Origin of the sequence: Azotobacter bryophylli (assembly GCF_042643485.1) — a bacterium.
In the GTDB taxonomy this organism is placed as follows: Bacteria; Pseudomonadota; Gammaproteobacteria; order Pseudomonadales; family Pseudomonadaceae; genus Azotobacter; species Azotobacter bryophylli.
Genome location: NZ_JBHRSJ010000016.1, coordinates 1 through 26,404, shown reverse-complemented (window position 1 = coordinate 26,404; position 26,404 = coordinate 1). Strand labels below are relative to the sequence as shown.

The window sequence follows — 26,404 nt, the reverse complement described above, 5'->3', positions numbered from 1 at the left end:
AAGCGGTCGATGAAGCGCGGCGCTACTCGCCCCGATAGCGCAGGGTGTCGACCACCAGCGCCAGCGCCCGCGAAGACTGGCGTCGGCTCGGGTAGAAGATGTGCAGGCCCGGGAACGTCGGGAACCAGTCCTGCAGGACGTACAGCAGGCGCCCGGCTGCGACGTGCGGCTGCACCAGCTCCTCGGGGATGTACGCCAGGCCGAATCCCGCCAGGGCGGCGTCGAGAATCGGGTAGATGCCGTTGAAGGTCACCTGCCCCTCGACCCGCACCTGATACTCCCGCCCGTCCTTCTGCAACTCCCACGCATACAGGCCGCCCCGGGTCGGCAGCCTCAGGTTGAGGCAGGTATGCCGGGTGAGGTCCTGGGGAGTCGTCGGCAGCGGCCGCCCGGCCAGGTAGGCGGGAGAGCCGACGATGGTCATGCGCATGTCGGGGGCGATGCGCACGGCGATCATGTCCTTGGCCACTTGATCTCCCAGCCGCACACCCATGTCGAAGCGGTCGGCGACGATGTCCGACAGGCCGTAATCGCTGCTGAATTCGATCTTCAGGTCCGGGTAGTCGGGAAGGATCTTCGAGAGCTTCGGCCAGAGGATGGTATCAATCGCCTGATCGGTGGCGGTGATGCGGATGGTCCCGGACGGCTTGTCCCGCAGCTCCCGGAGTGCGGCCAGCTCGCTGTCGATCTCCTCGAAGCGGGGAGCCACGTTGCGCAGCAGCCGTTCCCCCGCCTCCGTGGGCGAGACGCTGCGGGTGGTGCGGGTCAGCAGCCGGAGCCCGAGCCGGGCCTCCAGGTTGCGGATGATATGGCTGAGCGCCGACTGGGAGATGCCCAGCTGGTCGGCGGCGCGGGTGAAGCTCCGTTCGCGGGCGACGGCCATGAAGGCGAGCAGATCGCTGTAGTTTTCCCGGGCCATTCATCGGCTCCACGCATGAAAGGGCCCCGGATTATGCCATCCCCATCACGCATCCAGTCCCCAAGCGACGAGGACGGGAGGCATAGGCACATTCGATTGCCCCGGCACGATGCCCGCTGGGCCAGGTGCTGGAAATCGTCCCGACCGGCCGGAGGCATTCATGAGCCCAGCTCATAGGAGCATGCGTACCCATGCCCTTAATCGATCGATGTGCGGCTCGTACCATACCGCCAGGTCCGGCTCCGGCATCCCGGCTCGCCCTGCGGCATTGAGCGGGGGCGCCGAGCCGGGAGCGCCGGCGCCACCACGAAAACGATACGACCGGCGATACGGAGAGCGCGCATGTCCGACCCCATCTCTACTGCCTGCGACTGCTCTAGCGATCCGTCCCCGGTCCCGGCGACCGGCAACGTCCGGGAATGGCCCGGACTCTCCCCGCGCGAGCACTGCCTCGCCAGCGTGGCGAACCTGGTCGCCCTGCGTCGCACCGGCGAGCTGCCGCTGCAGCTGGACAAGGCCCTGGAAAGCGGCGTCAGCCGGGAGGAGCTGTTCGAAGCGATCGCCCGGGGCCTGTTTTCCCGCAGAACGCTGAGCGAACCCGCGGACGGCGCCCCCGACAGCCCCTGAGCGCCGGCCGCCCTCCCCCTCGAATGACGCGCGCCCGGCCGGTTCCGGGCGCCTCTCGCCTTTGATTGCAACAGGAGAACCGATCATGTTCACCATCGGATACGCGGCCATAAGCGCGGGCGCCCCGCTGGCGCCCTTCGAGTTCCGGCGTCGCCAGCTGCGGCCCAACGACGTGGCCATCGAGATCCTCTACTGCGGCGTCTGCCACTCCGACCTGCACACGGTCCGCAACGACTGGAACTGGACCGTCTTCCCCGCCGTGCCGGGACACGAGATCGTCGGTCGGGTGATCGGCATCGGCAGCGGGGTCACCCGCTACCGGGTCGGCGACAGCGTCGCCGTGGGCTGTCTGGTCGACAGTTGCCAGGAATGCCGGCACTGCCACGCGGGGGAGGAGCAGTTCTGCCTCGACGGCCGGGGCGACACCTACAACGCCCCCGACCGCATCAGCGGAGAGAACAACTTCGGCGGCTACGCCAAGCACATCGTGGTCCGCGAGGAGTTCGTCCTGCGGGTGCCGGAAGGGCTGGACCTGTCCCGCACTGCGCCGCTGCTGTGCGCCGGGATCACCACCTACTCGCCGCTGCGCACCTGGAACGCCGGCCCGGGCAGCCGGGTCGGCGTGATCGGGCTCGGCGGGCTCGGGCATATGGCGGTGAAGCTCGCCGTGGCCCTGGGAGCGGACGTGACCGTGCTGAGCCGCAGCCGGGACAAGGAGGCCGACGCCCTGCACCTGGGCGCGGACCGCCTGCTGGTCTCGACGGATGGCGATGCCATGAGCCGGGCCGCCGCCACGTTCGACCTGATCATCGACACGGTGCCGGTCAAGCACGACATCAATCCCTATCTGCCGCTGCTGAAGGTGGACGGCACCCTGGTGCTGGTCGGCCAGGTCGGCCCGCTGGCCGAGCCCTCCACCGTGCCGCTGCTGCTCGGCCGCCGCCGGGTCGCCGGCTCGCTGATCGGCGGCATCCGCGAAACCCAGGAAATGCTCGACTTCTGCGCGAAGAAGAACATCCTGCCGGACTGCGAGATGATCCGCATGGAGCAGATCAACGAGGCCTTCGAGCGCCTGGAGCGCGCCGATGTCCGCTATCGCTTCGTGATCGACATGGCCTCGCTGCCGGCCCCGGTCCGGGCGTGCGACTGACCGGCACGCGGATTTCGCCATCGGCATCCGCCCGCGGCACGAGCCTCCGCAGCCGCCGCTCGCCGGCCTCGCTGGGTGACACGCTGCGGGTCGGCAGGCAGCTCTTCAGGACACGCTGGGCGGCTCGCCGAGTGGCGAGCCCCCGGACAAACGCGATAATTCAGGTCTTCTCGGACTCGCCCAGACTGCCTTGTTTGATCAAATCGGTCAGCGCCGCGGTCATCATCGCGGTAGAAACGCCGAACATGAGGATGCCGTTGACCGCCTCCAACGCGCCGAGCAGGCGCCAACGCACGGACATGACGATATCGCCATAGCCCAGGGTGGCGAAGTTGACCGCCGAGTGATACAGCGCAGTGGGAAAATCGACGAATTCGCCGAGCAGGACGAAGACCCCGGCCCAGGTGGACATCTGCAGAAAATTGCCGAGCAACGCCAGCAACATCACCAGGCCGAGCAAGACGATCTGCGACAGCGGCCTGTGCAACGCGTGGCGCTGACGAAAAACGCCATAGCGGCGCACGCAGATGGCCACGAAGACCGCCTGGAACAGCAGGCAGACCAGCATGATGGGGATTCCGATCAGCAGGATTGAGCAGCATGACGGGGCTCCTTTCAGGCCGCGGAGCGCGGGCGCCAGCGTCTGCGGTCGATCAGGTAGACCGCTGCACAGGCGTACAGCGCAACCGCGACGAACAACCCCATGCGCACGGCGAGAGCCGTGTAGACGTCCTTGCCGGCGGCGCTGTCCTGCACCGACTGGCCAAGAAGAATGATCAGGGTGGCGGCGGTATTCAGCCAGAAGCCCGGCGTCTGGCGGGTGGCGGTCACTCGATAGAGCCGGCGCGCCACCAGCAGGATGAACAGTAGCATCCACAGGCAGAACATCCACAGGTGTGGGAAGAGGCCGAGCGCCCACCAAAAAACTATCGCCAGCAAGCCCCCCAGGAGAGTCGAGCCGAGCAGCTCGCGTCCGGCATCGCGGGCGCTGGTGCTGCACACCTGCTGGCCAAGCCCCACCGACTTCATCACCAGCGGCACGTAGCTCGCCGGGTCGATCAGGGCGAGGAGAAAGGCCGGGATCACCACCAGGGTGGCGCGCAGGGCGATCCAGGCGGCCTCCTCCGGGGTGGGCAAGGGCTTGGCGGGCGGCGCGGCGAGCCCGCCTGGCTCGGGAAACACCCCGTGCCCCAGGGCCACGGCGAAGCCGGTCAGAAGCAGCCCCATGACCAGCGCCTCGATGACCGCCAGGGCGGCGGCGACGTCACGGGAGCCCGTGGCGGAAACCAGGGTCAGGCCGATGATCAGGAAGGTCGACACCAGGGGATTGCCACCGTACAGCCCATGGTGAAAGCAGAGGAACAGGCAGAGCGCGACCAGCAGGACACCGCTGGCCGGGTAGTAGCGCAGCAGCGGGATCAGCAGCAGACCGCCACCGGTGGTGAGGGCCGCCAGCAGGGCCAGAGCAAGGCAGGCCTTCAAAGGCAGCGGCTGATTGCGTGCGGCCAGCAGGAGCAGCGTCAGCAGCGGCGGGAGGAAGGAAATCGGCAAAGCCAAGCCATAACTGGCGGCCAGGCAGGCTGCGCTGCCGAATGCCAGACGCAGGGCCCGCCGGGGCCGGGGATCGGCGCTGGACGCCTCAATAGGCATAGGACAGCCAGCTCATCAGGAACAGGAAGGCGCGGCCGAGCGGATTGAGCGGATTGCCCTGGAGCGGGAAGGCCATCACCTCCGCCTGACTGCCTATGCGCAGGCTCCCGCGATCGCGCAGCGCGCCCGGAGCAAACTCGACGATCACCGGGAAACGCTGAGCGGCGCGGAGCCAGTCGCGGTTGTTCTGCACCGTCGGCAGACTGCCGGGCGGGTTTTGCGGGCCGACGCTGACGCCGGCGCCGATGCTGCGCACGTAACCGTCGAACACCTCCCCGGGATGGGCGTCGAGCACGATTCTCACGGGCGTACCGGGCTGCAGATGGCCCAGGTTGTTTTCGGTCATTTCCGCGTTGATCCACAGATCGTTGAGGGCGATCAGGGTCAGCACCGGGGTGCCGGTACCGGCGTACAGGCCGACCTCGGTACGCAGGTCGGTGATCAGGCCTGCGGAGCTGGCGCGCAAGCGCGTGTTGCCCAGGTCGCGCTCGGCCTGCTCCAAGGCCGCGGCGGCACTGCGTAGCTTGGCGTTGTCCTCGCCGCTACCGCCTTCCTGTTCGCGGGCGCGCTGGACTTCCGCCCGGGCGGCGGCGACTTGGCTGGAGGTCTGCTCGAAGGCGGCTCGGGAGATCTCCAGGCGGCGCAAGGAAATGGTGCCCGGGTCTTCGCGATAGAGGCGCTCCAGGCGGTCGCGATCCTGCCGGGCCTCCAGCTCGCCGGCCTCGGCGGCGCGCAGGGCGGCCAGGGCGGAGTCGATGCCGGCGGTGCTGGCGCCGACCTGCCGGCGCACACTCTCCAGTTCGGCCCGCGCTCGCTCGACGGCGATCTGGTAGGGCTCCGGGTCTAGCTCGAAGAGCAGCTGGCCCGCCTCCACGGTCTGGTTGTTGCGTACTGCGACCCGGATCACCCGCCCGGCGACCTCTGGCGCCACCGCCACCACATAGGCCTCCACCCGGGCCTGCTGGGTGTAGGGTGTGTAGCGGTCGGCGAAGAGGTACCAGAGCAGACTGAGCGCGATCAAGGCCATGCTCCAGTGCAGCCCACTGCGGCTGGGATCGGCCGGCGCCCCCGGCTCGGCCGCCGCGGCGGCAGGCGTCTCCGGTCCTTCAGTCATAGCGGTCTGCCTCCCCGGCTGGAGCGCTGACCTCATCCAGCAGGCCGCCCCAGTCGGTGCGTCGTTTCATCTGTTCGCTGGTGCTCGCATCGATCAGTGGGCGCTCGCTATACCAGCCGCCGCCAAGGGCCTTGTACAGGGCGATCAGACTGTTAACCGCGGTATCGCGGGTGACTAGGTAGCTGTCCTGCTGGGCCAGTAGGGCACGTTGCGCCTCCAGCACGCGCTGAAAGTCGGAATAGCCCTCGCGGTAGCGAGCCGAGGCCAAGGTCAGCGCGCGCTCGGCGCTCGACGCCGCGTCGCGTAGGATCTGTTCGCGCTCCAGGGCCTTGACCAGGCCGGTAGCGGCATCGTCGGCCTCTCGGGCGGCCTGACGCACCCGATCGCGGTAGGCCTCGATCAGTTGCTGCAGGCGGGCATCCTGGATTCGCACGTTGTTGCGCAGGCGTCCTTGGTCGAAGACGTTCCAGAGCAGGCTGGGACCGGCGAAAAGCTCGAGGGTATCGGCGCTGCCGCTCAGCGAGGTGGCCGACCAGCCGATCCGGCCCAGCAGGCTCAGAGAGGGGTAAAGATCGGTTTCGGCCACGCCGATCCGGGCCGACTGCGCGGCCACCTCCAGCTCGGCGGCACGCACGTCCGGGCGGCGCAGCAGTAGGTTGGCCGGCACATCGTCGAGCAGCGCGCGATCGACTAGGGGAATCAGCCCGGTCTGCACCGCTAGCTCGGGCAAGGCACCGGGCGGGACGCCGATCAGCACAGAGAGGGCATTGCGGGTTTGCCGTACCTGCGCCTCGAACTCCGGGATAGTACTCAAGGTACCGAGATACTGGGTCTTGGCCTGCTGCAGGTCGAGTTCGTCGCTGTTGCCGCTCAAGAACAGGCGCTCGGTAATCTCGAGGCTGCGTTTCTGCCGCGCGGCGTTGTCGCGGGCGATGCGCAGGCGGGCCTCGGCGGTACGCAGGGCGAAATAGGTCTGCGCAACTTGAGCCCGCAACAGCACCAGCACGTTCTGGTAATCGGCCTGACTGGCGAAGTAGGTGGCGTCGGCGGACTCGATCGCACGGCTGTAGCGGCCCCAGAAGTCGAGTTCCCAGCCGATGTCGAAGCCCGCCTGGTACTGCCAGAAATGGCTGTCCCGTGGATTGCGCCCACCATATTGCTCGCGATCGAGGTAAAGCGCATCGGCAGTGATCTGACGCAGTTGCGGATAGAGGCCGCTGCGGGCGATGCCGAGCTGCGCCCGTGCTTCCAGAATGCGCAGGCCGGCAATGCGCAGATCCGGATTTCCGGCATCGGCCTGGGCGATCAGCCGGTCGAGCAAGGGATCGCCGAACTGTACCCACCACTGGAGACTGTCCGGTTGCATGCGCATGACGCTACCTCGGGCCAGCATGTCACTGTCCCAGCGCTCGATCCAGGTTTCCCGGGGTGACTGGAAGTCCGGACCGAGGCGGACACAGCCACCAAGGCCATGGAGCGCCAGCAGCAGGAAACTGCTCAGCCAGACTCTCATGCCGGCCAGGTCGCGCGGGCCGCCGATACCTATCGGCCATCCGGCTCGCTGCTTGCCCTGGTCGCATCTTCGCTGCCCGTCCCATCCACCCACTCCCAGAACAGCCGATAGCCCACCGCCAGGACGATCGGCCCGATGAACAGGCCGATGATGCCGCTGGCCACCATGCCGCCCAGGGCGCCGATCAGCACCACCGGCATCGGCACGTCCACGCCGCGGCCGAGCAGCAGCGGCTTGAGCACGTTGTCCACCAGCCCGGCGAGGATGCTGTAGACGGCGAAAATCACGGTGGTCACGCTGGCCCCCTCGGTGGCGAAGACGTAGGCGATCACCGGCAGGGTGACCAGGGTCGCCGGCACTTGGGCGAGGCCGAGCACTAGAACCACCAGGGCCAGCAGGCCGGCGCCGGGGATGCCCTTGAGCACGAAGCCGACGCCGATCAGCAGCATCTGGATGAAGGCGATGCCGAGCACGCCCAGGGCCACGGTGCGGATGGTGGCGGTGCAGAGCGCCACTATCCGGTCGCCCCGCTGCACCCCGACGATCCGCCGGGAGATGCGCCGGGCGCTGCGGTGGCCGAGGGCGCCGAAGGCCATGATGATGCCGGCGATGACCAGCGCGCCGACCAGCATCATGAAGCCGGCTCCGATACCGGCGACCCGGCGCAGCAGATCCAGCGAGAACTGGCGGAAATCGGGGACCAGTCGGCGCAGGACCCCGGCCAGATCCGTGGATGCCTCCTGCCAGAGGGCGTGCAGCCGTGGCCAGTCGGCCAGCGAATCGGGCGGCGGCGGGATCAGCAGCCCGCCGCCCCGAATCGCCTCCAGAGCATGCTGTACCGAATCGATCAGCGAGACGGTCAGCAGGTAGGTCGGCGCCAGCAGCACCAGAAGACACAGCGCCACGATCAGGCTGGCCGTCAGACCGTCATGGCCGCCCAGGCGGGCCTTCAGCCAGCCGTGCAGCGGATAGAGCATCACGGCGAGGATCAGCGACCACAGCAGCAGGTTGAGGAAGGGCTTGAACACCAGGTAGCAGGAGATCGCCAGAATGGCGATCAGCCCGGCGTGGATCAGGATGTCCAACGGGTTCTCGGGGCGATGCGGGATGGGGGCGTTCGGGTGCATGGAGCGTTCCTTGGCTCGACGTGTTCCGGGCGGTCCATCGCCCCGGCAATGCGCTCGCCGGTCAGCGGCGAGGAGACGAAGCGTACTCGAAGCATAGTCCAAGGGCCGGCCGTGTCCGGCGCCGCGGCGCTAACGCATGCTTTCCAGCAGCTCCACCAGCAACTGGTCGGCCGCCTCGACCTTGATCAAGCCCAGGCGCGGGAACTCGATGTCGAGAATCACGTAGACGGCCGAGGAGATGACCAGGGTGAAGACCAGGATGTGCGACCACTGCCGTGTCCTGCTGCGGGCCATGGCCGTGCCGGCGACGAAGGAGGACGCCAGGCCGAGGGCCAGGAGCATGAGGTAGACCACCTGGGGCGGGTGGAAGCGCGAAGCGGCCAGGCGCGTGGTGGTGATGTCGATCATCTCGTTGAGCGCCCCCAGCACCAGGCTGTAGACGGCCGGATTGGCCGTGCGCTGGGCCCCTGCCACCGCCTGTCGCCAGATCTGCAGTTGCAGCTCCTGGCTGTGCCGGTAGTCTTCCATGGCGCTCTCCAGGCTCCGGATGTCGCGATAGGTGGCGAGACGGGACTCGACGTACTGGCGAAACAGCGGACGCAGGCTGACCTGGCTGTCCGCCGGCAGCAGATCGACGCGCAGGTAGGCGGTGCCGATGGCGTTGGCTTCCTCGACGATCAGCTCGCGCCGGTGATCGAAGCGCGTGGCCGCACCGGAGAAGATGAAGGCCAGCAGCAGGCCGAAGAGGCCGTAGATCGAGGCGTCCAGCGCGCTCACCCCCGGCTCGGACTCCTTGGCCAAGTCCTCGCCGCGGGCCAGGGCGACGCGCCGGCCGATCTCCATGGCACAGGGCATGCCGATGAGCAGCGCCAGGGTCAGGTAGTAGGTGAACGTGGGCATCGCCCTCCTCCGGTCAGGCCGGCGGCCTGGGTAGCGGACTCCTGATAGGGAAATGAAAGCAAAGCTTCGCAGAGCGCTCGGTGGTTGCCGGCACGCTGGCCGACGGACCGAAAGTCGGGCTCTCCCTCTGGATTATGGCCGGCTCCGCAGACGCTGCTAGGCTTGACCCCATGACGAGGCCGGGAGCCCGGGGCCTGCCGGCTCGGGCGTCATCGCTGCCGTCCTGGCCGGAGTAGCGCGATCCCTGCAACCGAGGCATCGGACCCGGAGAGAAACCATGCTGCGAGCGAGCCTGCTGCTGGCCGTATCCCTTATGGCCATGTCCGCCGTCCGGGCGGAAGAGCTGTCGGCCCCCCCGAACCGGACGACCGCTGCGCCCGAAGCTCCGGCGACCGAGTCCCAGCGCTTCGCCCGCGACCGCCTGATGGAGATGGCCAGATTCCTGGGGAAGACGGACCGCTTCAGCGCCTCGCTGCGCATCGCCTATGACGTGGTGCAGGACGACGGCCAGAAGATCGAGTTCGGCGAAACTCGGGAGCTCGCGGTCCAGCGGCCGGACCGCATTCGTATCGTGGCGACCTCCAGCGACGGCGACCATAACTCGATGCTTTTCGACGGCCGGTTCATCACCATCTCCGACGATGCAGCGAAGGTGTATGCCCAGGCTCCTCAACCCGGCGACATCGATGCCACAGTGGTGCATTTCGTCCGCGATCTGCAGATGCGCCTGCCGCTCGCCCCCCTGCTGATGGCGAAGTCCGCCGACGAGCTGCAGCGCCGCGTGCGCAGCATCGACTACGTCGAGCACACGGATATCCTGGGCGAGCCAGCGCATCACATCGCCGCGCGCACCGCGAACGTGGACTTCCAGGTATGGATCGCGGACGACAAGCAGCCGCTGCCGCTGCGCATCGTGATGAACTACCCCACGGCCGAAGGCCAGCCGCAATTTCGCGCCGACTTTTCCGACTGGGACCTGTCGCCGCGTTTCGGCAAGAAAGCCTTCAAGTTCAAACCAGCCGACGACGCGAAGCGGATCCTGTTCGCCGTTCAGCTGCTGCCTGCCGCGAGCAGCCCGCCATCGGGCGAGCGCGCGAATCAAGGAGCCAAGCCATGACTGCCAGGAAACCGACCGGCACCCTTTCCATGCTGGCGCTCTCGGTACTGCTGTTGGGAGGCTGGATGATGCCGGATGGTGACGCATTCGGCGCCCGGTTCTCCGGTGGCGGCGCTCGCGGAGGAGGCGCGGCGGCCGGCAGAAGCTTCTCACGCCAGGGCCCCGCTGCCGCCGGCAGTTTTTCCGCCGGAGGGCGTGCCCGGGGCGCTACCGCGGCAGGCGCCTCGCGCACACAGGCTGCCGGCAACCTGTCCGCCAATCGGCAGGCTATGCAGACTTCGCGGCAGAGCGCGGCGTCGGCCAACCAGGCGGCCCGGCAGACTTCGAGACAGAGCGCCGCCTCGGCCAACCAGGCGGCCCGCCAGACTTCGAGACAGAGCGCCGCCTCGGCCAGCCAGGAGGCCCGACAGGCTTCGAGACAGAGTGCCGCCTCGGCCAACCAGGCGGCCCGGCAAAGCGCCGCCGCATCCAATCAGGCAACGCGTCAGAGCGCCAGCGCCGCCAATCAGGCACAACGGCAGCAGGCCTCGAACCGGAACGTGCAGACGCGGCAGCAGGCGGCGACGGCGCGCCAGGCCAATTATGCCAATGGCGCCGCCTACTATCCGCCGCCGGCCTATTACCCCGATTACCATGATGATGATGACGACGATTGGGATGGCGGATCTGCAGCGCTGGGTTTCATCGGCGGGGCAGTGGTCGGCTCGGTCGTCACCTCCGCCGCCTCGGAAAGCGCACCCGCCCAATCCGACACCACGGTGGTCTACACGCCAGCCCCGGCGGCGCCTACCTCGGCAGCACCCGCCGGCCTGCCCTGCGCACCGGAGGTGCTGAACGTTCAGGGCACCACCTACTACCGCTGCGGACAGACCTATTACATGCAGGCCTATGGCGCCTCCGGGCCGACCTATATGCCGGTGCAGCCGCCGCAGTGACGAAGCGCAGGCTGCGCAGATCGCCGGCGCCGGGGTCTGGTGCCGCCTGCCGTCGAAGCATGGGGAGCGCATCTCTGGACGATGCTTCCCCACTCTGGAACTGGCCTCGCCGAGGCCCTCCCATACCGAAGTGGTGCCTGCCATGAAGAAATCCCCCGCCCTTTGCCTCGCAACGCTCTTCTCGATGGTATGCCTCTCCGCCACCGCCGAAACGGTGACGCCGCTACAGGGGCAGTCTCCCCAGACCATCCAGCAGGACATCGGTGCCTGCCAGGCGCAGGCCGGCAGCACGGGCAGCACCGGCCCCGCCTCGCAACCCGGCGAACGTGCCCGTGGCGCCGCGACCGGGGCGGCGGCCGGTGCAGCCGCCGCCAATGCACGGGCGCGTCAGCACGAGGAGGTGTACGACCGTATCGACGAGGACGTCCAACAGGAATACCGCCAGGACCGGGCCAAACAGGGGGCGGTGGCCGGCGCAGCGGTGAGCGGCTCCCGGCAACGCCAGGAGCGCCGTCAGGAGCGCCGGAATGCCGATCAGAACGCTGGCGCCGCCTCTTCCGCCTACATCGACTGCATGCAGCAGCGCGGCTATCAGGTCACTCCCTAAGACGGAAAGTCGAGGCGTGCGCCGTCATGACCGCCTGACCGTGCTGCGTCGAATTGGCGGCCATCCGCAACCTGGTCGCCGTCGGCATCGTGCCGTGCTGGTGGGCCGGTGCCGATCTGCATTACCAAGGCCTCCGACGACCTAATACGGCCTACCCAGATAGAAATACAAACTGTTGTTGCCGCCCTTGGCATGCCCGTAGCCCAGGTACATGGGCCCGATCGGGGTGTCGGTGGCGACGAAGATGCTCGCCGAGGTCAGCCAGTCCTCCGAATTGTCCGGCACCAGCGGCTCGCGCATGCGCCCGAGTTCCAGGGAAAAGCCACTGTAGGCTCCCTGCAGAAGACTGCCGCGCAGGATGCGGTGGTAGTACATCAGGCGGGCGAACTCCAGCTTCTGCCCGAGCAGCTGGCCGGTGGCGTAGCCGGACTGCTGCAGGAAACCGCCCCACTGGAACTGGTCGTAACGCGGCAGCGGGTCGCCGCCGATCCGGCCGCCGACCTTGAAGGAGAGGTTCAGGCTGTGCTCGCCGAAGGAAATCGCCCCGGTGCCGTCCGCGTCCCACTTGGTGTAGGCGTCGTCCGCGCCGAGCCCGCTGATAGAGTCGTACAACCGTAGCCCCGCACGCCACCCCGAACGCGGGAAGTCCACGCTGTCGAGCTGATCGAGCACCAGCCGGGTGGCGAATCCCCGTTGCGCGATCTGCGACGGCCCCGGCGAGAGGAATTCCGGGCCGGTGTCCAGCTTGGGCTTGAGCTGGCCACCGAGGATGCCGAAGCGCAGCTCGCCGTAGCGGGAGAGCTGCCGCCCCAGATCCAGGCCGAGCTGTGCCGAGGTCAGCTGGTAGGTGGCGACCCGGTCGTCGTCCCGGTAAAGGTCCGAAGTACGCCGTTCGAAAGTTAGCCGCGGGGCGACGAAGTAGGTCCCTTCGGCCTCGAGGGGCTGGTAGAACTCGCTGTTCAGGCTGCTGGTGCGCCCGAGCTGCACGTCGGTGCGCCACTCCGCACCGAGGGAGTTGAGCCAGGTCCTACGGTAGCTGCCCAGCAGGTTGAAAAAGGCATCGCCGGAGAAGTCGCTGGTCAGCCCGAGGCCGAAGCGCAGATAGTTCGGCCCCCAGGATTTCTCCACGGCATCCACCGCCAGCACCCGCCGCCCCGGCTCCTCGAGGAAGCGGTAGTTCACGTGCTCGAAATCGCCGATGCCGTACAGGCGGCGCATGTCCTCGTCCAGGGTCTGCTGGTCGATGGGCTGATGCGGCCTGGTCTTCAGGCTCGCCCGCGCCGTGTCCGGGTTGACCCGCTGCAGGTCCTCGAAGTGGATCTCGTCCACCGGGCGCTGATCGGGAACCACCACGATCCGCTGGCGCTCGCGCAATGCGGCGTATTCCTTCTCCGGAATGGACAGGCGCTTGAGGCGGTCGCCCAGCTTGCGCGCCGCGGTCTCGCCCAGCGGGGCGATCTTCGGCAGATGGTCGAAATCAGCCGTGGAGAAAGCGCCCAGCTCCGGCGAGATGAGGATGTCGGTCGACTTGAGCTGAGCCAGCGAAGCCTGCACGTTCTGCTCGGCGAGGATGCTGATCATCTGCTCGGTCACACCGAAGATGCCGCTCAACTCGTTGCGCTTCAGCAGCGGCGTGCCGACGTTGACCGCGATGATGACGTCCGCCCCCATCTCCCGGGCGGCCTGCACCGGCAGGTTGCTGGTGAGCATGCCGTCGACCAGCAGCATCCCCTCGAACTCCGCCGGCGCCACCGCGCCGGGCACCGACATGCTGGCACGCATCACGTTGGCCAGTTCGCCCTCGCGGAATACCACGGCCTTGCCGGTGACCAGATCGGTGGCCACCGCACGGAAGGGGATCGGCAGCTGGTCGAACTGGTATTCGCCCTTGGCCTTGGACAGCCGGCGCAGCACGGTCTCCAGCTGTACGCCGGAGACCAGGCCCTTGAGGAACTCCAGCTTGCCGCCTTCCAGACCGATCTCGGGGCTGAACAGGGGCAGGTAGTCGTCCTGCTTGCGGCGCATGGCGCGCTCCCGACGCGGCGGGTTCTCCTTGAACAGCAGCTCGGTGGAGATGCCGCGGATGATCTGCTCCATCTCCGGGACCGTGGTGCCGGTCGCATAGGCGGCGCCGACCAGGGAACCCATGCTGGTACCGGCGATGCAGTCCACCGGCACGCGATACTCCTCCAGAACCTTGAGCACGCCGACATGCGCCGCGCCCCGCGCCCCGCCACCGGAAAGCACCACGCAAACCTTCGGCCGCCCGAGGCTGTTGGCCGGTCGCAGCCCGTCCTCGGCGGCGGCCGGCGGCGACAGGGCAACCAACGCCAGCCCCAGGGCGACCACGGCAAGTCGATAGCGAAGGTGCATGCACCACTCTCCCTGTGCGCTGCTCCGGTTCGTTGTACGACGGCCCAGTTATCGCTCGGGACGGGCTCGTGTCACTGTCTGGAGAGTGTAGACGGTCCGGCCTGGGACTCGCGGACGCTGGAGGCTATGGCGCGTGCTGCGGAGAGGGAGAAGAAGAAGGGAGGCAGGAAGCGAGCGGCGTCGCTTCGGGGGAAAACCGGGCTGCCTGCTCCGGGCAGCCCGGCTACAGGTCAGTTGTTGCTACCGCAACCGTTGCCCATGACCTCGTACTCGAGGGTGTGGCGCTTGCCCTGATGGTCTTCGTAGGTCATTTGCACCGGAACCACGGCGCAGACGTTGGGTACTTCGCTGTGGCTGATGACCCTGGCGATGTCCAGGTGCATCGAATAGTTGTATTCCTCGACTTTGGGTGCCGCTGGTTGCTGATTGGTTTCGGCATCGGTGTTTTTTTCGGCAGCGACCAACAGGCAGGAAAAACCGGCCATGAACAGAGCGATCCACTTCTTCATTTTTTATCCCAATTACTGCGATTTTTAAGAACCATGCTCCTGCATGGCGGAGTCGAGGCTCCAGCACGACCCGATCGACCAAGCCAACTCGCCTTCGCGCCCGCAGTATCGATCCACACGAGCGACGACGCCTCTTCCCAGCTCCAGGGCCGACGCGACGCCAACGAAGGACGAAACCGGATCAAGCAGCCGTTTCTGACCCCCGCAATACTACTCCGGAAACCGGCCTTCCCGGCAGGGAACCCCACCTGCCGGAAAGGCCGGAACGGACGGATCACTTGCTCGCCTTGTGCTGCGCGACGTAGCTGGCAGCCTGGCTCTCGGCCTGCGACAGTTGCGTGGCGGACAGCTTCTTGGCGATGGAGTCGCGGTGTTTGAGGCCGGCCGGTGCGGAAAAGCCGTTGGCCACGGCGGCCGACAGCCACATGTAGGACTGGGAGTAATCGCGCTTCACGCCTTCGCCCTGGCTGTACATGGCGCCGAGGTTGAACTGTGCGTTGGCGTCGCCCTTGTCGGCGGCCTTGCGGTACCAGGACACGGCTTCTTTCGGATCGCGCTTCACGCCGTTACCGAACTGGTACATGTGGCCTAGGTAGAACATGGCGTTGGTATTGCCCTTTTCCGCGGCCTGGCGGTAGTACTCCAGGGCCTTCTTGTGGTCCTGGGGCACGCCTTCGCCGTTGCTGTGCATGCGCGCGAGCTGGAAATGGGCCTGGGCGTTGCCCTGCTCGGCAGCCTTCTGGTTCCAGTTCAGGGCTTGCGCGTGGTCCTGGGTCAAACCGTTACCGCTTCTGTACATGACCCCCAGATTGCTCTGGGCTTCGGCATCGCCCTGTTCGGCACGCTGTTGGATTGCAGCCACATCCGCCTGAGCAGCGAAGGCATGGCTGAAGGGAAGACCCAGGCAAATAGCGAGGAGCAGATTTTTCGTTTTCATTTTTTCACCGTACCTGCGCGTTTAAACAGAACGACCGTCTTGGAAGGAGCCTTGAGGCTACGGCTTTAAGATTTAAGAATAATGACAAGGGATACAAATACTTTTTGAGAAAGTTCTAAGTCATTTTTGCTATATAAAAACGATCAAAGATAACGCATGAGACTATCCCCTCGGCATCAGACGCGCGAACAACCCCTGATCCGAGGCCACGGACGACGGGCGCGAGCGCCTGCTCTGGCGGATGCGTCGGGAGAAATCCTCCGCGCCGTCGGCGGCCTGGGCCCGGCCGTTGATATGGGCGCGGCGCCGCAGTTCGGCGAACGGCAGGCCGTGGTCGTCCAGCCGCCCGTGCTCGTAGAGGAACTGCGGTACGTAGCCGCTGACCAGTAGCCGCCAATCGAGGGGCAGATGGTCCGGATTCACCCGCGAATTCATCCAGATGCTGGTCGTGCAATTGCTGGTCAGGGCGTTGTAGAACTGCGGCCTGGCGTACAGCGCGTTGATCTCGTGCAGGTATTCGAGGAACAGCCGGCGGCCGTTCTCGATGGGTGCGCGAATCCGGTACAGGTAGACCTCTTCCGGCGGATTGCGCCGGTAATTGGTGCGGACACGGATCACGTCGCGCTCGTCGGCCACCACGTAATAGAGCTCGTACTGGCGGAAGAGCCCGCGCAGGTTGGAATAGCCCTCGCCCTTCTCCTTGCGCGTCTCGATGGACACGGCCAGGTGATCGCCGCCAGCGAAGGCAAAGCTGAGGAACACGTGGGCGATGGCCGGTCCCATCCAGTAGGAGGCGACCAGGTCCACCCCTTCCAGCTGGCGCAGGTCGAAGCGCTTGTCGTAGTAACCCGGCGTGTAGTCGGTCTCGCTGCGGTAGGCGAAATTGCGGATGTTGTGCACCGTGACCTGATCGCCGTCGATGGTGGCGTAGGGCAGCACCGCCACGTCCTCCTGCCAGTCGCGCCGGTTGGAAGGCTCAAGGCTTTGCCACCAGACCAGCAACCCGGCGAACAGCACCAGATAGCCCCCCAGCGCCCGCCGCCGCCAGCGATGGAAGCCGAGGGCGACCAGGGTCGCCAGGGTGGCGAGGGCAAAGGCCCCGGCCAGGCCGTAGCGCAACCCGAAGGGGGCCGGCCCGGCGAAAACCAGGGCCAGCGTGCCCCAGCCGCCGGCGGCGGCGGTCAGCAGGCCGATCAGCAACATGGCGAGGACGCGGCGGAACGTGGCTCTTCTCATGAGGCCGTGCCCTGCGAAAGGTCTTTACCTCAAGCTTGGATGATCGTGGCGCCGTTACAAGGGCGATCTTCACACTCCGCTTGTCTCCCCCACCGCTTTTGCGCTATCAGAGCGGCAGCGCCGCCTCTGTCATCCGGAACCCCCATGAAGTTCGAGATCCCCGCCCATCACACCCATCCCGACAAGCCCGCCGGTCGCATCCGGCAGAAGAACGAGGAAGCGATCCTCGCCGCCGCCATCGAGGAGTTCGCCCGCCACGGTTTCAAGGGCACCAGCATGAACAGCATCGCCGAGAAGGTCGGCCTGCCCAAGGCCAACCTGCATTACTACTTCGGCAACAAGCTGGGCCTCTACGTGGCGGTGCTGAGCCAGATCCTCGATCTGTGGGACGGCACCTTCAACAACCTGACCGCCGAGGACGACCCGGCCGAAGCCCTGGCCCGCTACATCCGCGCCAAGATGGAATTCTCCCGCCGCCACCCGCTGGCCTCGCGGATCTTCGCCATGGAAGTGATCAGCGGCGGGGAATGCCTGAGCGACTATTTCAACGACGACTACCGCGCCTGGTTCCGCAGCCGCGCCGCGGTGTTCGAGGCCTGGATCGCCGCCGGCAAGATGGACCCGGTGGACCCGGTGAACCTGATCTTCCTGCTCTGGGGCAGCACCCAGCACTATGCCGACTTCGCCACCCAGATCTGCCGCCTCACCGGGCGCACCCGGCTGACCAAGAAGGACTTCGACGAGGCCACCGACACCCTGATCCGCGTGATCCTCAAGGGCTGCGGCCTGACCCCGCCGCAGGCCGAGCCGGCATGAGCTTCACCCTGGCCGGCCCCTGCAGCCACCGCGAGGAGATCCGCAAGAGCCGCTTTCTCGCCCTCTCCGCCCCCGTCGCCAGCCCGGCCGAGGCGCAGGCCTTCGTCGCCGCCCACAGCGACGCCGGCGCCTCGCACAACTGCTGGGCCTGGAAGATCGGCGGGCAATACCGCTTCAGCGACGACGGCGAGCCCGGCGGCACCGCCGGGCGGCCGATCCTCGCCGCCATCGAGGGCCAGGACTGCGACCGGGTGGCGGTGCTGGTGATCCGCTGGTACGGCGGCATCCAGCTCGGCACCGGCGGCCTGGCGCGTGCCTACGGCGGCAGCGCGGCCAAGTGCCTGCAGGGCGGCGAGCGCCGCGAGCTGGTTGCGCGCCTGCGCTGCGCCTGCCACTGCGGCTTCGCCGAGCTGCCCCTGTTCAGGGCACGCCTGGCCGAATTCGACGCCCTGCTGGAAAGCGAGACGTTCGACGGCCAGGGCGCCGGCCTCACCCTAGCCCTGCCCGAAGCGCAGCTGCCCGCCCTGCAGCGCCTGCTCGCCGATATCAGCCGCGGCCGCAGTCACCTGCAGCGGCTGGAGTGATCCCGGGACAGCCCTATAGAACGGCCGTGCCCACGAGTAGGAATGAGCGTCCCGATTGCCCACAATCTCTGTGGACCTCGCTGGGGATAAGTCTCCTTTTCGGCGCTGGAACCCGCATGGCGCCTGGGTTTCAGCGAATTGCGCATTATTTGACCAGATTTTCGGAAGCGCCTGATTCCTAAAGAAATTTCTTGACAGGAAGGCATCGGCACAGCTCGCGATTCCGGCCGCGAAAGCCCGCCCAGGCCCCGTGCGACGGGCGCTCCGGCTGGCACGCTTGCCCACATTCTCTGTGGATTCGATTGGGGATAAGTGCGGGATGAGCGGCTGCAGGGCCGATGGCCGCTGCCTTTCGCCGGACTGCTCAAGATTTCGCCGATTCCGCTCAGGCCCCAAAATAACTGACTGAAAAATCAGCTTCTTATCCGGGAGGCCGAGCGCCGCCGGGCGAGTCCGAAACGCCCGCTTCCCACCCCGGAGTTGTCACCAGCGGACGGGGAAAACCTTGTGCATAAGCCTGGGAGCAACCGTTCTAAGCCAGAGCCCGCGCCGGCTGCGGACGTTCGTACAAAAAACGGGCAACGGCACGCGCCAGAACGGTACCCGGCGCACCAGCGGGGAGCAGCCCGGCACGCGGCGGTGCCCCCCTCGCCGCCCGTGGCGCCGGGCCCGCGAGCTTTTCTGACTGACTGGCCAGGTTTTTGCTTCTGTCCGGCGACGCCCGTTTCCATCGAGATTCCCATGTCCCCCACCCCATCCCGTCTGCACCTGCGCGGCATCACCAAGCGCTACCCGGGCTGCCTGGCCAACGACCGCGTCGATCTGCTCATCCAGCCCGGCGAGATCCACGCCCTGCTCGGCGAGAACGGTGCCGGCAAGAGCACCCTGATGAAGATCATCTACGGCGCGGTGCAGCCCGACGCCGGCGAGATCCGCTGGCAGGGCGAGACCGTGACCATGCACGACCCGGCCCAGGCCCGCGCGCGCGGCATCGGCATGGTGTTCCAGCACTTCTCCCTGTTCGAGACCCTGAGCGTGGCGCAGAACATCGCCCTGGCCCTCGGCCCCCGCGCCGGCACGCCCCGCCAGCTGGAGGCGAAGATCCGCGAGGTTTCGCAGCGCTACGGCATGCCCCTGGAGCCGCAGCGGCTGGTGCACGGCCTGTCCATCGGCGAGCGCCAGCGGGTCGAGATCGTCCGCTGCCTGATGCAGGACATCCGGCTGCTGATCCTCGACGAACCGACCTCGGTGCTCACCCCTCAAGAGGCCGAGGAGCTGTTCGTGGTGCTGCGCCGGCTGGCCGCCGAGGGCTGCAGCATCCTGTTCATCAGCCACAAGCTGAACGAGGTGCGCGCTCTCTGCCAGCGCGCCACGGTGCTGCGCGCGGGCAAGGTCTCCGGGCACTGCGTGCCGGCCGACTGCTCGGATCTGGAGCTGGCGCGGCTGATGGTCGGCGACGCCGAGGGGCTGGAGACCGACTATCCCAGGGCGCAGGGCGGCGCGCCCTTCCTGCGGCTGGACGGGCTGTCCTGGCGCAACGCCGATCCCTTCGGCGTGTCCCTCGCCGAGATCGGGCTGGAGGTGCGCGCCGGCGAGATCCTCGGCATCGCCGGGGTCGCCGGCAACGGTCAGGATGAGCTGCTCGCCCTGCTCTCCGGCGAACAGCGTCTGACGGCGCAGGACGCCGGGCGCATCCGCTTCGGCGACCGGCCGGTCGGCCATCTGCCGCCGGACCAGCGGCGCCGGCACGGCCTGGCCTTCGTTCCGGCCGAGCGCCTCGGCCACGGCGCGGTGCCGGAGCTGAGCCTGAGCGACAACGGCCTGCTCACCGCCTTCCAGCGGCCTGGCCTGGTCGAGCGGGGGATGGTCCGCCAGGGCCGCGTGCGCGCCTTCGCCGAGGAGGTCATCCGCCGCTTCGCGGTGAAGACCCCTGGCGCCGACGCCCCGGCGCGCAGTCTGTCCGGCGGCAACCTACAGAAGTTCATCCTCGGCCGCGAGATCCTGCAGAACCCGAAGCTGCTGGTCGCCGCCCACCCGACCTGGGGCGTCGACGTCGGCGCCGCGGCGGCCATCCACCGCGCCCTGATCGCCCTGCGCGACGCCGGCGCGGCGATCCTGGTGATCTCCGAGGACCTGGAGGAGCTGTTCCGCATCAGCGACCGCCTCGCCGCCCTGAGCGGCGGGCGCCTGTCGCCGGCGCGCGCCACCGCCGAGTGCACCCCGGCGGAGGTCGGCCGCTGGATGGCCGGCCGCTTCGACGCCGCGCTCCCTGCCCCCCACGCCGCCTGAGGAACCGACCCATGCTGCTTTCCCTCGAACCCCGCGGCCGGCAGTCGCGCACCATGCTCTGGCTCTCGCCGCTCCTGGCCGGCGCCCTGACCCTGGCCAGCGGCGCGCTGCTGTTCGCCGTGCTCGGCCACCCGCCGCTGGCCACCCTGCGCGTGCTGCTGGTCGACCCGCTGGCCGACCTCTACGGCGTCTCCGAACTGCTGGTCAAGGCGCTGCCGATCCTGCTCTGTGCCCTGGGCCTGGCGGTGGTCTACCGGGCACGCATCTGGAACATCGGCGCCGAAGGCCAGCTGCTGGTCGGCGCCCTGGCCGGCAGCGCCCTGGCGGTCAACCTGATCGACTGGGACTCGCACTGGGCGCTGGCTCTGGTGCTCGCCCTGGGCAGCCTCGGCGGCGCCGCCTGGGCCGGGCTCTGCGCCTGGCTGCGCACGCAGTTCAACGCCAACGAGATCCTCACCAGCATCATGCTCAACTACATCGCGCTGAACCTGCTGCTGTTCTGCGTGCACGGCCCGCTCAAGGACCCGGCCGGCTACAACTTCCCGGAGTCGGCGCTGTTCGGCGAGGCGACCCGCCTGCCGGCGCTGTTCGACGATCTGCGCGTGCACGCCGGGCTGTACTTCGCGCTGCTGGCCCTGGTGGCGGTCTGGGTGCTGCTGCAGCGCAGCTTCCTCGGCTTCCAGGTCAGGGTGCTCGGCCTCGACCGGCGCGCCGCCGGCTTCGTCGGCTTCCGCGAGAAGCGCCTGATCTGGATCGCCCTCGCCCTGAGCGGCGCGCTGGCCGGACTGGCCGGAGCCGTCGAGGTCACCGGCCCGATCGGCCAGTTGGTGCCGCAGGTCTCCCCCGGCTACGGCTACGCGGCGATCACCGTGGCCTTCCTCGGCCGCCTCAACCCCGTCGGCATCCTCTTCGCCAGCCTGCTGATGGCCCTGCTCTACCTGGGCGGCGAGAACGCGCAGATGGCGGCCAACCTGCCGCAGTCCATCACCCAGCTGTTCCAGGGCATGGTGCTGTTCTTCCTCTTGGCCTGCGACGTGCTGGTCCTCTACCGGCCTCGCCTGGGGCTGAAATGGAGCAGACGCGCCGCGCCCCGCCAGGCGCTGGCCTGATGGGGCGCGCCTTCATCGCCAACGAATTCGCGCCTACGTGAAAAAGCGTTTTGAGGAATCACCATGGATCTCGACCTGCTGACCAACATCCTCTTCGCCATGATCCGCACCGGCACGCCGCTGCTGCTGGTCGCCCTCGGCGAGCTGGTGTGCGAGAAGAGCGGCGTGCTCAACCTGGGCCAGGAGGGCATGATGCTGTTCGGCGCGGTGATCGGCTTCATGGCCGCCTTCGCCACCGGCAGCCTCTGGCTCGGCGTGCTGCTCGCCTGCCTCGCCGGCATGCTGCTGTCGCTGCTGTTCGCCCTGGTGGCACTGGGCCTGAACGCCAACCAGGTGGCCAGTGGCCTGGCCCTGACCATCTTCGGCGTCGGCCTGTCGTCCTTCATCGGCGCCGACTGGGTCGGCAAGCCGCTGGCCGGCTTCGAGCCGCTCGCCCTGCCCCTGCTCGGCCAGATCCCGCTGCTCGGGCGGGCGCTGTTCGCCCAGGACCTGCTGGTCTACCTGTCCTTCGCCCTGTTCGGCCTGGTCGCCTGGACGCTTGCGAAAAGCCGCCTCGGCCTGATCGTCCAGGCGGTCGGCGAGAACCCCGACGCGGCCAGCGCCATGGGCCTGCCGGTGCTGCGGGTGCGCACCCTGGCGGTGCTCTTCGGCGGCGCCATGGCCGGCCTGGCCGGCAGCTACCTGTCGCTGGCCTACACCCCGATGTGGGCGGAGAACATGACCGCCGGGCGCGGCTGGATCGCCCTGGCCCTGGTGGTCTTCGCCAGCTGGCGGGTGGCGCGGGTGCTGCTCGGCGCCTGGCTGTTCGGCCTGGCCAGCATCGTCCACCTGGTCGCCCAGGGCATCGGCCTCGCGATCCCCGGCAACCTGCTGGCGATGCTGCCCTACGTGGCGACCATCCTGGTTCTGGTGCTGCTCTCCCGCGACGGCGTGCGCACCCGCCTGTACGCCCCGGTGTCCCTCGGCCAGCCGTGGCAGCCGGGGCATTGACCGCGGGCGCGGCTCAGGGCCGACGCGGCAGGCCGGCCCCGGTCAGGGCGCGCAGGAGGATGGCCAGGGTGCTGCCGTTGTGCAGCAGGGAAGCGGCTACCGGCGCGAGCAGCCCCAGGCCCGCCGCGCCGAGGATGCCGGTGTTGAGGCTGGCGATCAGCCAGAAGTTGCCCTCGATCAGGCGCCGCGTGGCCTGTGCCAGGGCCAGGGCGTCGGCGACCCGGCCCAGGTCGTCCTCCAGCAGGGCGACGTCGGCGGCCAGACGCGCGGTGTCCGCGCCGCCGTGCATGGCGATGCCGACCTGGGCGCCGCTCAGCGCCGGGGCGTCGTTCATCCCGTCGCCGACGAAGGCGATGCGGTCGCCGGCGGCGACCATCCCCCGCAGCAGCTCGACCTTCTGCTCCGGCAGCAGGCCGGCATGGAAGCCGTCCAGGTCCAGCTCGGCGGCCAGCGCCCGGGCGCGCTCCGGCTGGTCGCCGGTGAACATGAGAATGCGCCGGATACCGAACCCGCGCAGCCGCGCCAGGGTTTCCGCGGCGTTGTCGCGCAGCCGCTCGGTCATCCCCAGCAGGCCGATCAGCTCGCCGCCGAAACCGACGTAGAGCAGGGTCTTGCCCTCCCCGCGCAGGCGCTCGATGGTCCCGGCATGGGCGGCGGTGGAAATGCCCTCGTCTTCCTCGACGAAGTGCCGCGAGCCGACCACGATGCGCCGCCCGCCGATCGCGCTGGCGACCCCGTGGGCCACCACGAACTGCACCGCCCGGTGGGCGAAGTGGCGGGGATGGCCGAGCCCGCGGGCCGCTTCCACCACCGCCCGGGCGATCGGGTGAACGTAGTGCTCCTCCAGCGAGGCGGCCAGGTTGGTCAGGTCTTCCGCGCTGTAGGCGGGGCTGAAGGCGATCGCGTCGGTCACCTGCAGCACGCCGGTGGTCAGGGTGCCGGTCTTGTCGAAGACCAGGGTGTCGACCCAGGCCAGCTCCTCCAGGGCCTTGGCGCTCCGGATCAGGATCGCCGAGCGCCCGGCGCGGGCCATGGCCGCCTTGAAGGCCACCGGGGTGGCCAGCCTGAGGGCGCAGGAATAGTCGGCCTGGAGTACCGCCGCGACCCGCTGGCCGTCGACGGTCAGCAGCCCGACGGTGCCGGCCAGGCCGAGCACCAGGGGCACCAGCCGGTCGGCCAGACGCGCGGCCTCGAGCTGGGTCCGGCTCTTCAGGGCGAGGGACTGGCCGACGAAGTCGGCGATCCGCGCCGCGGCGGACTGCTGCCCGACCCGCTCGGCATGGATGCGCAGGCGCCCTTCCTCGACCAGGGTGGCGGAGAGCACCCGGTCGCCGCGCCGGCGACGCACCGGCACGCTCTCGCCGGTCATGGTCGCCTCGTTGACCAGCGCCTCGCCGCCGAGCACGGTGCCGTCCACCGGGATCGTCGTGCCGGTGGCGGCGATCACCCGGTCGCCGACCCGCACCGCGGCGGCGTCGATCAGCGTCTCCGCGCCGTGGCGCTCGACCCACACCCGGTCCGCCGAGGGCCGCAGCAGGTGCTTGAGCATGTCGTCCGAGCGGCGCTCGATGGACGCCTCCAGGTACCCGCCGAGGGCCAGCAGGAAGGTGGTGATGTTGGCCGCGAGGAAGTCGCCGCGGCCGATGGAGATGCCCACGGCCAGAGCCTCCAGCACGTGGGAGGTGATGCCCCTGGCGAAGAGGTCGGCGAGCGCCTCGCCGAGCAGCGGCAGCGAAGCGCAGACGGCGGCCGGCGCCTGCAGGGGCCGCTCCAGGCCGCGGGAGGCGAACAGGACGGCGCCGCTCAGTACCGCCACGCCGAGGCGGGAGTTTTCGTCGTGCTCCGCAGCGGGCGGTAGGCCGGGTGGCGACAGCGCGCGGATCGCCCCGGCCAGGGCGTCGGCATCGGTGCGCTGCGGCGCGAACTCCACCACCAGGGAGCGGATCGGCGGGTTGGCCCGGACCCGCCGCACGCCCGCCAGGCAGCCCACCTCGCGCTCGATGCTGTGCCGGTCCTGCGGCGCGCCGGGCCGGCAGCGGTAACGGTAGCGCACCCGCCCGGACACCCGGTGCAGCGTCTCCAAACCGGTGAACCAGCCCCCCGCCCTAGGGCTTTCCCCCGTCTCCGCGGCGCCGCCGACGCAGGACCACGGGGCAGACGAAAGGCCCGCCCCCTGGTCGCGGCCGGAGGGCGCGAATCTCACGGGAGTTCGTCCTTGTCGTCCTTCACGTAATCCAGCGGCGGGTTGACCGCGGCGGGCGCATAGGCCGGCGGCTGCTCCGCGCCGCCGGGCTCGGCGCTCGGGCTGACGCCGGGCGGAACGCTGCCGGGGGTCGCGGCCTCGGGCGCGCCGCTCGGCCCCTCTTCTTCCGGCGGCATCGGCTCGTTGGCCGGGACGGTCGGCTCGGCGCCCTTGCCTTCCTTGCCCGCCAGCTTGGCGCGGGCCCGCGCCGAAGCGCTCTCGATGGCCTCCAGGCTGGAAACCGTGGCCTCGCGCAGGCTGTCCTGGGCCTTCTCCAGGCCCTGCTGGGTCTTGTCGCCGCGCAGCAGCCGGCTGGTGACCACGCCGGTCGCGATACCGACCACGAAGGGAATGATGGGGAACATGTCAGCGCTCCTGGGAATGGGCAGAGAGCCGGCTCTTCGACAGCTGGATTTCCGCCGCCATGCCGCCGGTGCCCGGGCGGAGGGGCCGGCAGGGCCTCGGCCGCGAGCCGGATTTCCCGTGGAGGTGATGGCGCTGCGGACAGGGGCGGATGGCCCGGGCGCCGGACGACGGCCGGGGCGATCCCCAAGGAAGCATAGTCAGCCCCCGGAGGCCGCGCCGATCCGCACCGACCTGCGGTTCCCCTTGCCGCCGCCTGCCTCAGCGATACCAGCGCGGGGTGTACACCCACTCGCCGCCGCCGGCGCGCGGGAAGCGTCGGGTGGTCGAGGAACCGATTATCACCAGGGTGCGCATGTCGACCATTTCCGGAGTCAGCTCGCCGAGGGTCAGGCTGGTGAGCTTCGCGCCGGGGCGGCCGATGTCGCGGCCGAGCACCACCAGCGTCTCGGGCGCGCGGTGCGCCCTGACGATTTCCAGGGCGCGGCCGAGCTGCCACGGGCGGGCGCGGGAGATCGGGTTGTAGAAGGCCATCACCAGATCGGCCAGCCCGGCGTGTTCCAGGCGCCGCTCGATCACTTCCCAGGGCTTGAGGTTGTCCGACAGCGAGATCAGGCAGAAGTCGTGGCCCAGGGGCGCTCCGGCCTGCGCGGCGGTGGCCAGCGCGGCGGACACGCCGGGGAGGATCTCCAGCTCGACCGCATGCCAGGCCGGGTCGTCGCTCTGTTCCAGCGCCTCCAGCACCGCCGCGGCCATGGCGAACACCCCCGGATCGCCGGAGGACACCACCACCGCGCGGCGCCCGCTGGCCGCCAGCTCGAAGGCGTGGCGGGCGCGTTGCAGCTCCTCGCGGTTGTCGCTGCAGTGGCGCACCTGCTCCGCGCGCAGCGGGCCGGCCATGTTCACGTAGGTCTCGTAGCCGAGGATGTCCTCGGCCTCGTCCAGCGCGCGACGCACCGCCGGGACCACCAGCTCGGCGGCGCCGGGGCCGAGGCCGATCACGCTGAGCCGGCCGCGCGCCTGGCCCAGGCGGGCCACCTCGACCGGCCGGGCGGCGCGGCCGATGCACAGGCCGTCCGCCTCGATCACCTCTTCCAGCGGCCACAGGCGGCGCAGCCAGTCGGCACCGCGTTCGCCCTCGGCCTGCGCGGCGAAGCGCAGCGGCACGCCCATCTCGGCGGCGGCGGCGCCCAGCGCGCTTTCGGCCATGCGCGACGCCGGCGCCAGCAGGCAGGCCAGCGCAGCCTCGGCCAGCCCGTGGGCGGCCAGCGCGGCGCGCATGCGCGCCGGCAGCTCG

At 68.8% G+C, this 26,404-nt stretch carries 23 protein-coding genes and 1 pseudogene; 10 read left to right on the top strand and 14 right to left on the bottom strand.

The window, feature by feature from the left end; all coding sequences use genetic code 11:
• Window positions 1–22: 22 nt before the first annotated feature.
• Window positions 23–919 carry a LysR family transcriptional regulator gene (locus ACFOJE_RS08685; protein WP_377813926.1) on the bottom strand — a complete coding sequence of 299 codons (897 nt, stop codon included), beginning with the start codon at window positions 917–919 and terminating at the stop codon, window positions 23–25.
• Window positions 920–1,261: 342 nt separating this feature from the next.
• Here ACFOJE_RS08685 and ACFOJE_RS08680 point away from each other — a divergent pair, with 342 nt between their 5' ends.
• Window positions 1,262–1,546, top strand: coding sequence for a carboxymuconolactone decarboxylase family protein (locus ACFOJE_RS08680; RefSeq protein ID WP_377813925.1), 285 nt, complete (start codon window positions 1,262–1,264; stop codon window positions 1,544–1,546).
• A gap of 85 nt (window positions 1,547–1,631) precedes the next feature.
• Window positions 1,632–2,696 carry an NAD(P)-dependent alcohol dehydrogenase gene (locus ACFOJE_RS08675; RefSeq protein ID WP_377813924.1) on the top strand — a complete coding sequence of 355 codons (1,065 nt, stop codon included), beginning with the start codon at window positions 1,632–1,634 and terminating at the stop codon, window positions 2,694–2,696.
• Window positions 2,697–2,856: 160 nt separating this feature from the next.
• Here the strand turns inward: ACFOJE_RS08675 and ACFOJE_RS08670 are convergent.
• From ACFOJE_RS08670 to ACFOJE_RS08645, 6 genes and pseudogenes are all read right to left on the bottom strand, one after another.
• Window positions 2,857–3,298 (bottom strand): annotated as a pseudogene (locus ACFOJE_RS08670) (ion channel).
• A gap of 13 nt (window positions 3,299–3,311) precedes the next feature.
• Window positions 3,312–4,346 (bottom strand): DUF2955 domain-containing protein, encoded by a 1,035-nt coding sequence (locus tag ACFOJE_RS08665; protein WP_377813923.1) that lies wholly within the window; start codon window positions 4,344–4,346, stop codon window positions 3,312–3,314.
• The gene (locus ACFOJE_RS08660; protein ID WP_377813922.1) at window positions 4,336–5,460 is read right to left on the bottom strand and encodes an HlyD family secretion protein; all 1,125 of its coding nucleotides are present in this window, start codon (window positions 5,458–5,460) and stop codon (window positions 4,336–4,338) included. Before ACFOJE_RS08660 ends, ACFOJE_RS08665 begins: the two co-directional genes overlap by 11 nt.
• Window positions 5,453–6,973, bottom strand: coding sequence for an efflux transporter outer membrane subunit (locus ACFOJE_RS08655; protein ID WP_377813921.1), 1,521 nt, complete (start codon window positions 6,971–6,973; stop codon window positions 5,453–5,455). Before ACFOJE_RS08655 ends, ACFOJE_RS08660 begins: the two co-directional genes overlap by 8 nt.
• Window positions 6,974–7,002: 29 nt before the next feature.
• Window positions 7,003–8,100 carry an AI-2E family transporter gene (locus tag ACFOJE_RS08650; protein ID WP_377813920.1) on the bottom strand — a complete coding sequence of 366 codons (1,098 nt, stop codon included), beginning with the start codon at window positions 8,098–8,100 and terminating at the stop codon, window positions 7,003–7,005.
• 129 nt (window positions 8,101–8,229) lie between these two features.
• Window positions 8,230–9,000 (bottom strand): bestrophin-like domain, encoded by a 771-nt coding sequence (locus ACFOJE_RS08645; RefSeq protein ID WP_377813919.1) that lies wholly within the window; start codon window positions 8,998–9,000, stop codon window positions 8,230–8,232.
• Between the two features lie 277 nt (window positions 9,001–9,277).
• Here ACFOJE_RS08645 and ACFOJE_RS08640 point away from each other — a divergent pair, with 277 nt between their 5' ends.
• From ACFOJE_RS08640 to ACFOJE_RS08630, 3 genes are all read left to right on the top strand, one after another.
• The gene (locus tag ACFOJE_RS08640) at window positions 9,278–10,117 is read left to right on the top strand and encodes a DUF2092 domain-containing protein (RefSeq protein ID WP_377813918.1); all 840 of its coding nucleotides are present in this window, start codon (window positions 9,278–9,280) and stop codon (window positions 10,115–10,117) included.
• Window positions 10,114–11,052, top strand: a complete 939-nt coding sequence (locus tag ACFOJE_RS08635; protein WP_377813917.1) for a hypothetical protein — start codon at window positions 10,114–10,116, stop codon at window positions 11,050–11,052. Before ACFOJE_RS08640 ends, ACFOJE_RS08635 begins: the two co-directional genes overlap by 4 nt.
• A 142-nt stretch (window positions 11,053–11,194) precedes the next feature.
• On the top strand, window positions 11,195–11,659 hold the full coding sequence (locus tag ACFOJE_RS08630; protein WP_377813916.1) for a hypothetical protein: 465 nt from the start codon (window positions 11,195–11,197) through the stop codon (window positions 11,657–11,659).
• A gap of 141 nt (window positions 11,660–11,800) precedes the next feature.
• Here ACFOJE_RS08630 and ACFOJE_RS08625 read toward each other — a convergent pair whose 3' ends face one another.
• From ACFOJE_RS08625 to ACFOJE_RS08610, 4 genes are all read right to left on the bottom strand, one after another.
• The gene (locus tag ACFOJE_RS08625) at window positions 11,801–14,032 is read right to left on the bottom strand and encodes a patatin-like phospholipase family protein (protein WP_377813915.1); all 2,232 of its coding nucleotides are present in this window, start codon (window positions 14,030–14,032) and stop codon (window positions 11,801–11,803) included.
• Window positions 14,033–14,262: 230 nt separating this feature from the next.
• The gene (locus ACFOJE_RS08620) at window positions 14,263–14,541 is read right to left on the bottom strand and encodes a DUF2790 domain-containing protein (protein WP_377813914.1); all 279 of its coding nucleotides are present in this window, start codon (window positions 14,539–14,541) and stop codon (window positions 14,263–14,265) included.
• A 274-nt stretch (window positions 14,542–14,815) separates the two neighbouring features.
• A complete protein-coding gene (locus ACFOJE_RS08615; protein WP_377813913.1) occupies window positions 14,816–15,478 on the bottom strand; it encodes a tetratricopeptide repeat protein in 663 nt (220 codons plus the stop codon).
• A gap of 162 nt (window positions 15,479–15,640) precedes the next feature.
• Window positions 15,641–16,714, bottom strand: coding sequence for an Lnb N-terminal periplasmic domain-containing protein (locus tag ACFOJE_RS08610; protein WP_377813912.1), 1,074 nt, complete (start codon window positions 16,712–16,714; stop codon window positions 15,641–15,643).
• A 144-nt stretch (window positions 16,715–16,858) separates the two neighbouring features.
• Between ACFOJE_RS08610 and ACFOJE_RS08605 the strand changes: the two genes are divergently transcribed.
• The 5 genes from ACFOJE_RS08605 to ACFOJE_RS08585 all read left to right on the top strand — a co-directional run bounded on the left by ACFOJE_RS08605 (window position 16,859) and on the right by ACFOJE_RS08585 (window position 22,502).
• A complete protein-coding gene (locus ACFOJE_RS08605) occupies window positions 16,859–17,530 on the top strand; it encodes a TetR/AcrR family transcriptional regulator (protein WP_377813911.1) in 672 nt (223 codons plus the stop codon).
• On the top strand, window positions 17,527–18,114 hold the full coding sequence (locus tag ACFOJE_RS08600) for an IMPACT family protein (protein ID WP_377813910.1): 588 nt from the start codon (window positions 17,527–17,529) through the stop codon (window positions 18,112–18,114). The genes ACFOJE_RS08605 and ACFOJE_RS08600 overlap by 4 nt, the downstream gene beginning before the upstream one ends.
• A gap of 741 nt (window positions 18,115–18,855) precedes the next feature.
• Window positions 18,856–20,403: an ABC transporter ATP-binding protein gene (locus ACFOJE_RS08595; protein ID WP_377813909.1), complete on the top strand. Its 1,548-nt coding sequence runs from the start codon at window positions 18,856–18,858 to the stop codon at window positions 20,401–20,403.
• Window positions 20,404–20,414: 11 nt separating this feature from the next.
• Window positions 20,415–21,512, top strand: coding sequence for an ABC transporter permease (locus tag ACFOJE_RS08590; RefSeq protein ID WP_377813908.1), 1,098 nt, complete (start codon window positions 20,415–20,417; stop codon window positions 21,510–21,512).
• Between the two features lie 63 nt (window positions 21,513–21,575).
• A complete protein-coding gene (locus ACFOJE_RS08585; RefSeq protein ID WP_377813907.1) occupies window positions 21,576–22,502 on the top strand; it encodes an ABC transporter permease in 927 nt (308 codons plus the stop codon).
• A 13-nt stretch (window positions 22,503–22,515) separates the two neighbouring features.
• Here ACFOJE_RS08585 and ACFOJE_RS08580 read toward each other — a convergent pair whose 3' ends face one another.
• The 3 genes from ACFOJE_RS08580 to cobJ form a co-directional block, all read right to left on the bottom strand.
• Window positions 22,516–24,705, bottom strand: coding sequence for a heavy metal translocating P-type ATPase (locus ACFOJE_RS08580; protein ID WP_377813906.1), 2,190 nt, complete (start codon window positions 24,703–24,705; stop codon window positions 22,516–22,518).
• The gene (locus tag ACFOJE_RS08575) at window positions 24,702–25,109 is read right to left on the bottom strand and encodes a hypothetical protein (RefSeq protein ID WP_377813905.1); all 408 of its coding nucleotides are present in this window, start codon (window positions 25,107–25,109) and stop codon (window positions 24,702–24,704) included. Before ACFOJE_RS08575 ends, ACFOJE_RS08580 begins: the two co-directional genes overlap by 4 nt.
• A gap of 259 nt (window positions 25,110–25,368) precedes the next feature.
• A partial coding sequence (cobJ, locus tag ACFOJE_RS08570; RefSeq protein ID WP_377813904.1) for a precorrin-3B C(17)-methyltransferase occupies window positions 25,369–26,404 on the bottom strand: 1,036 nt, incomplete at its 5' end.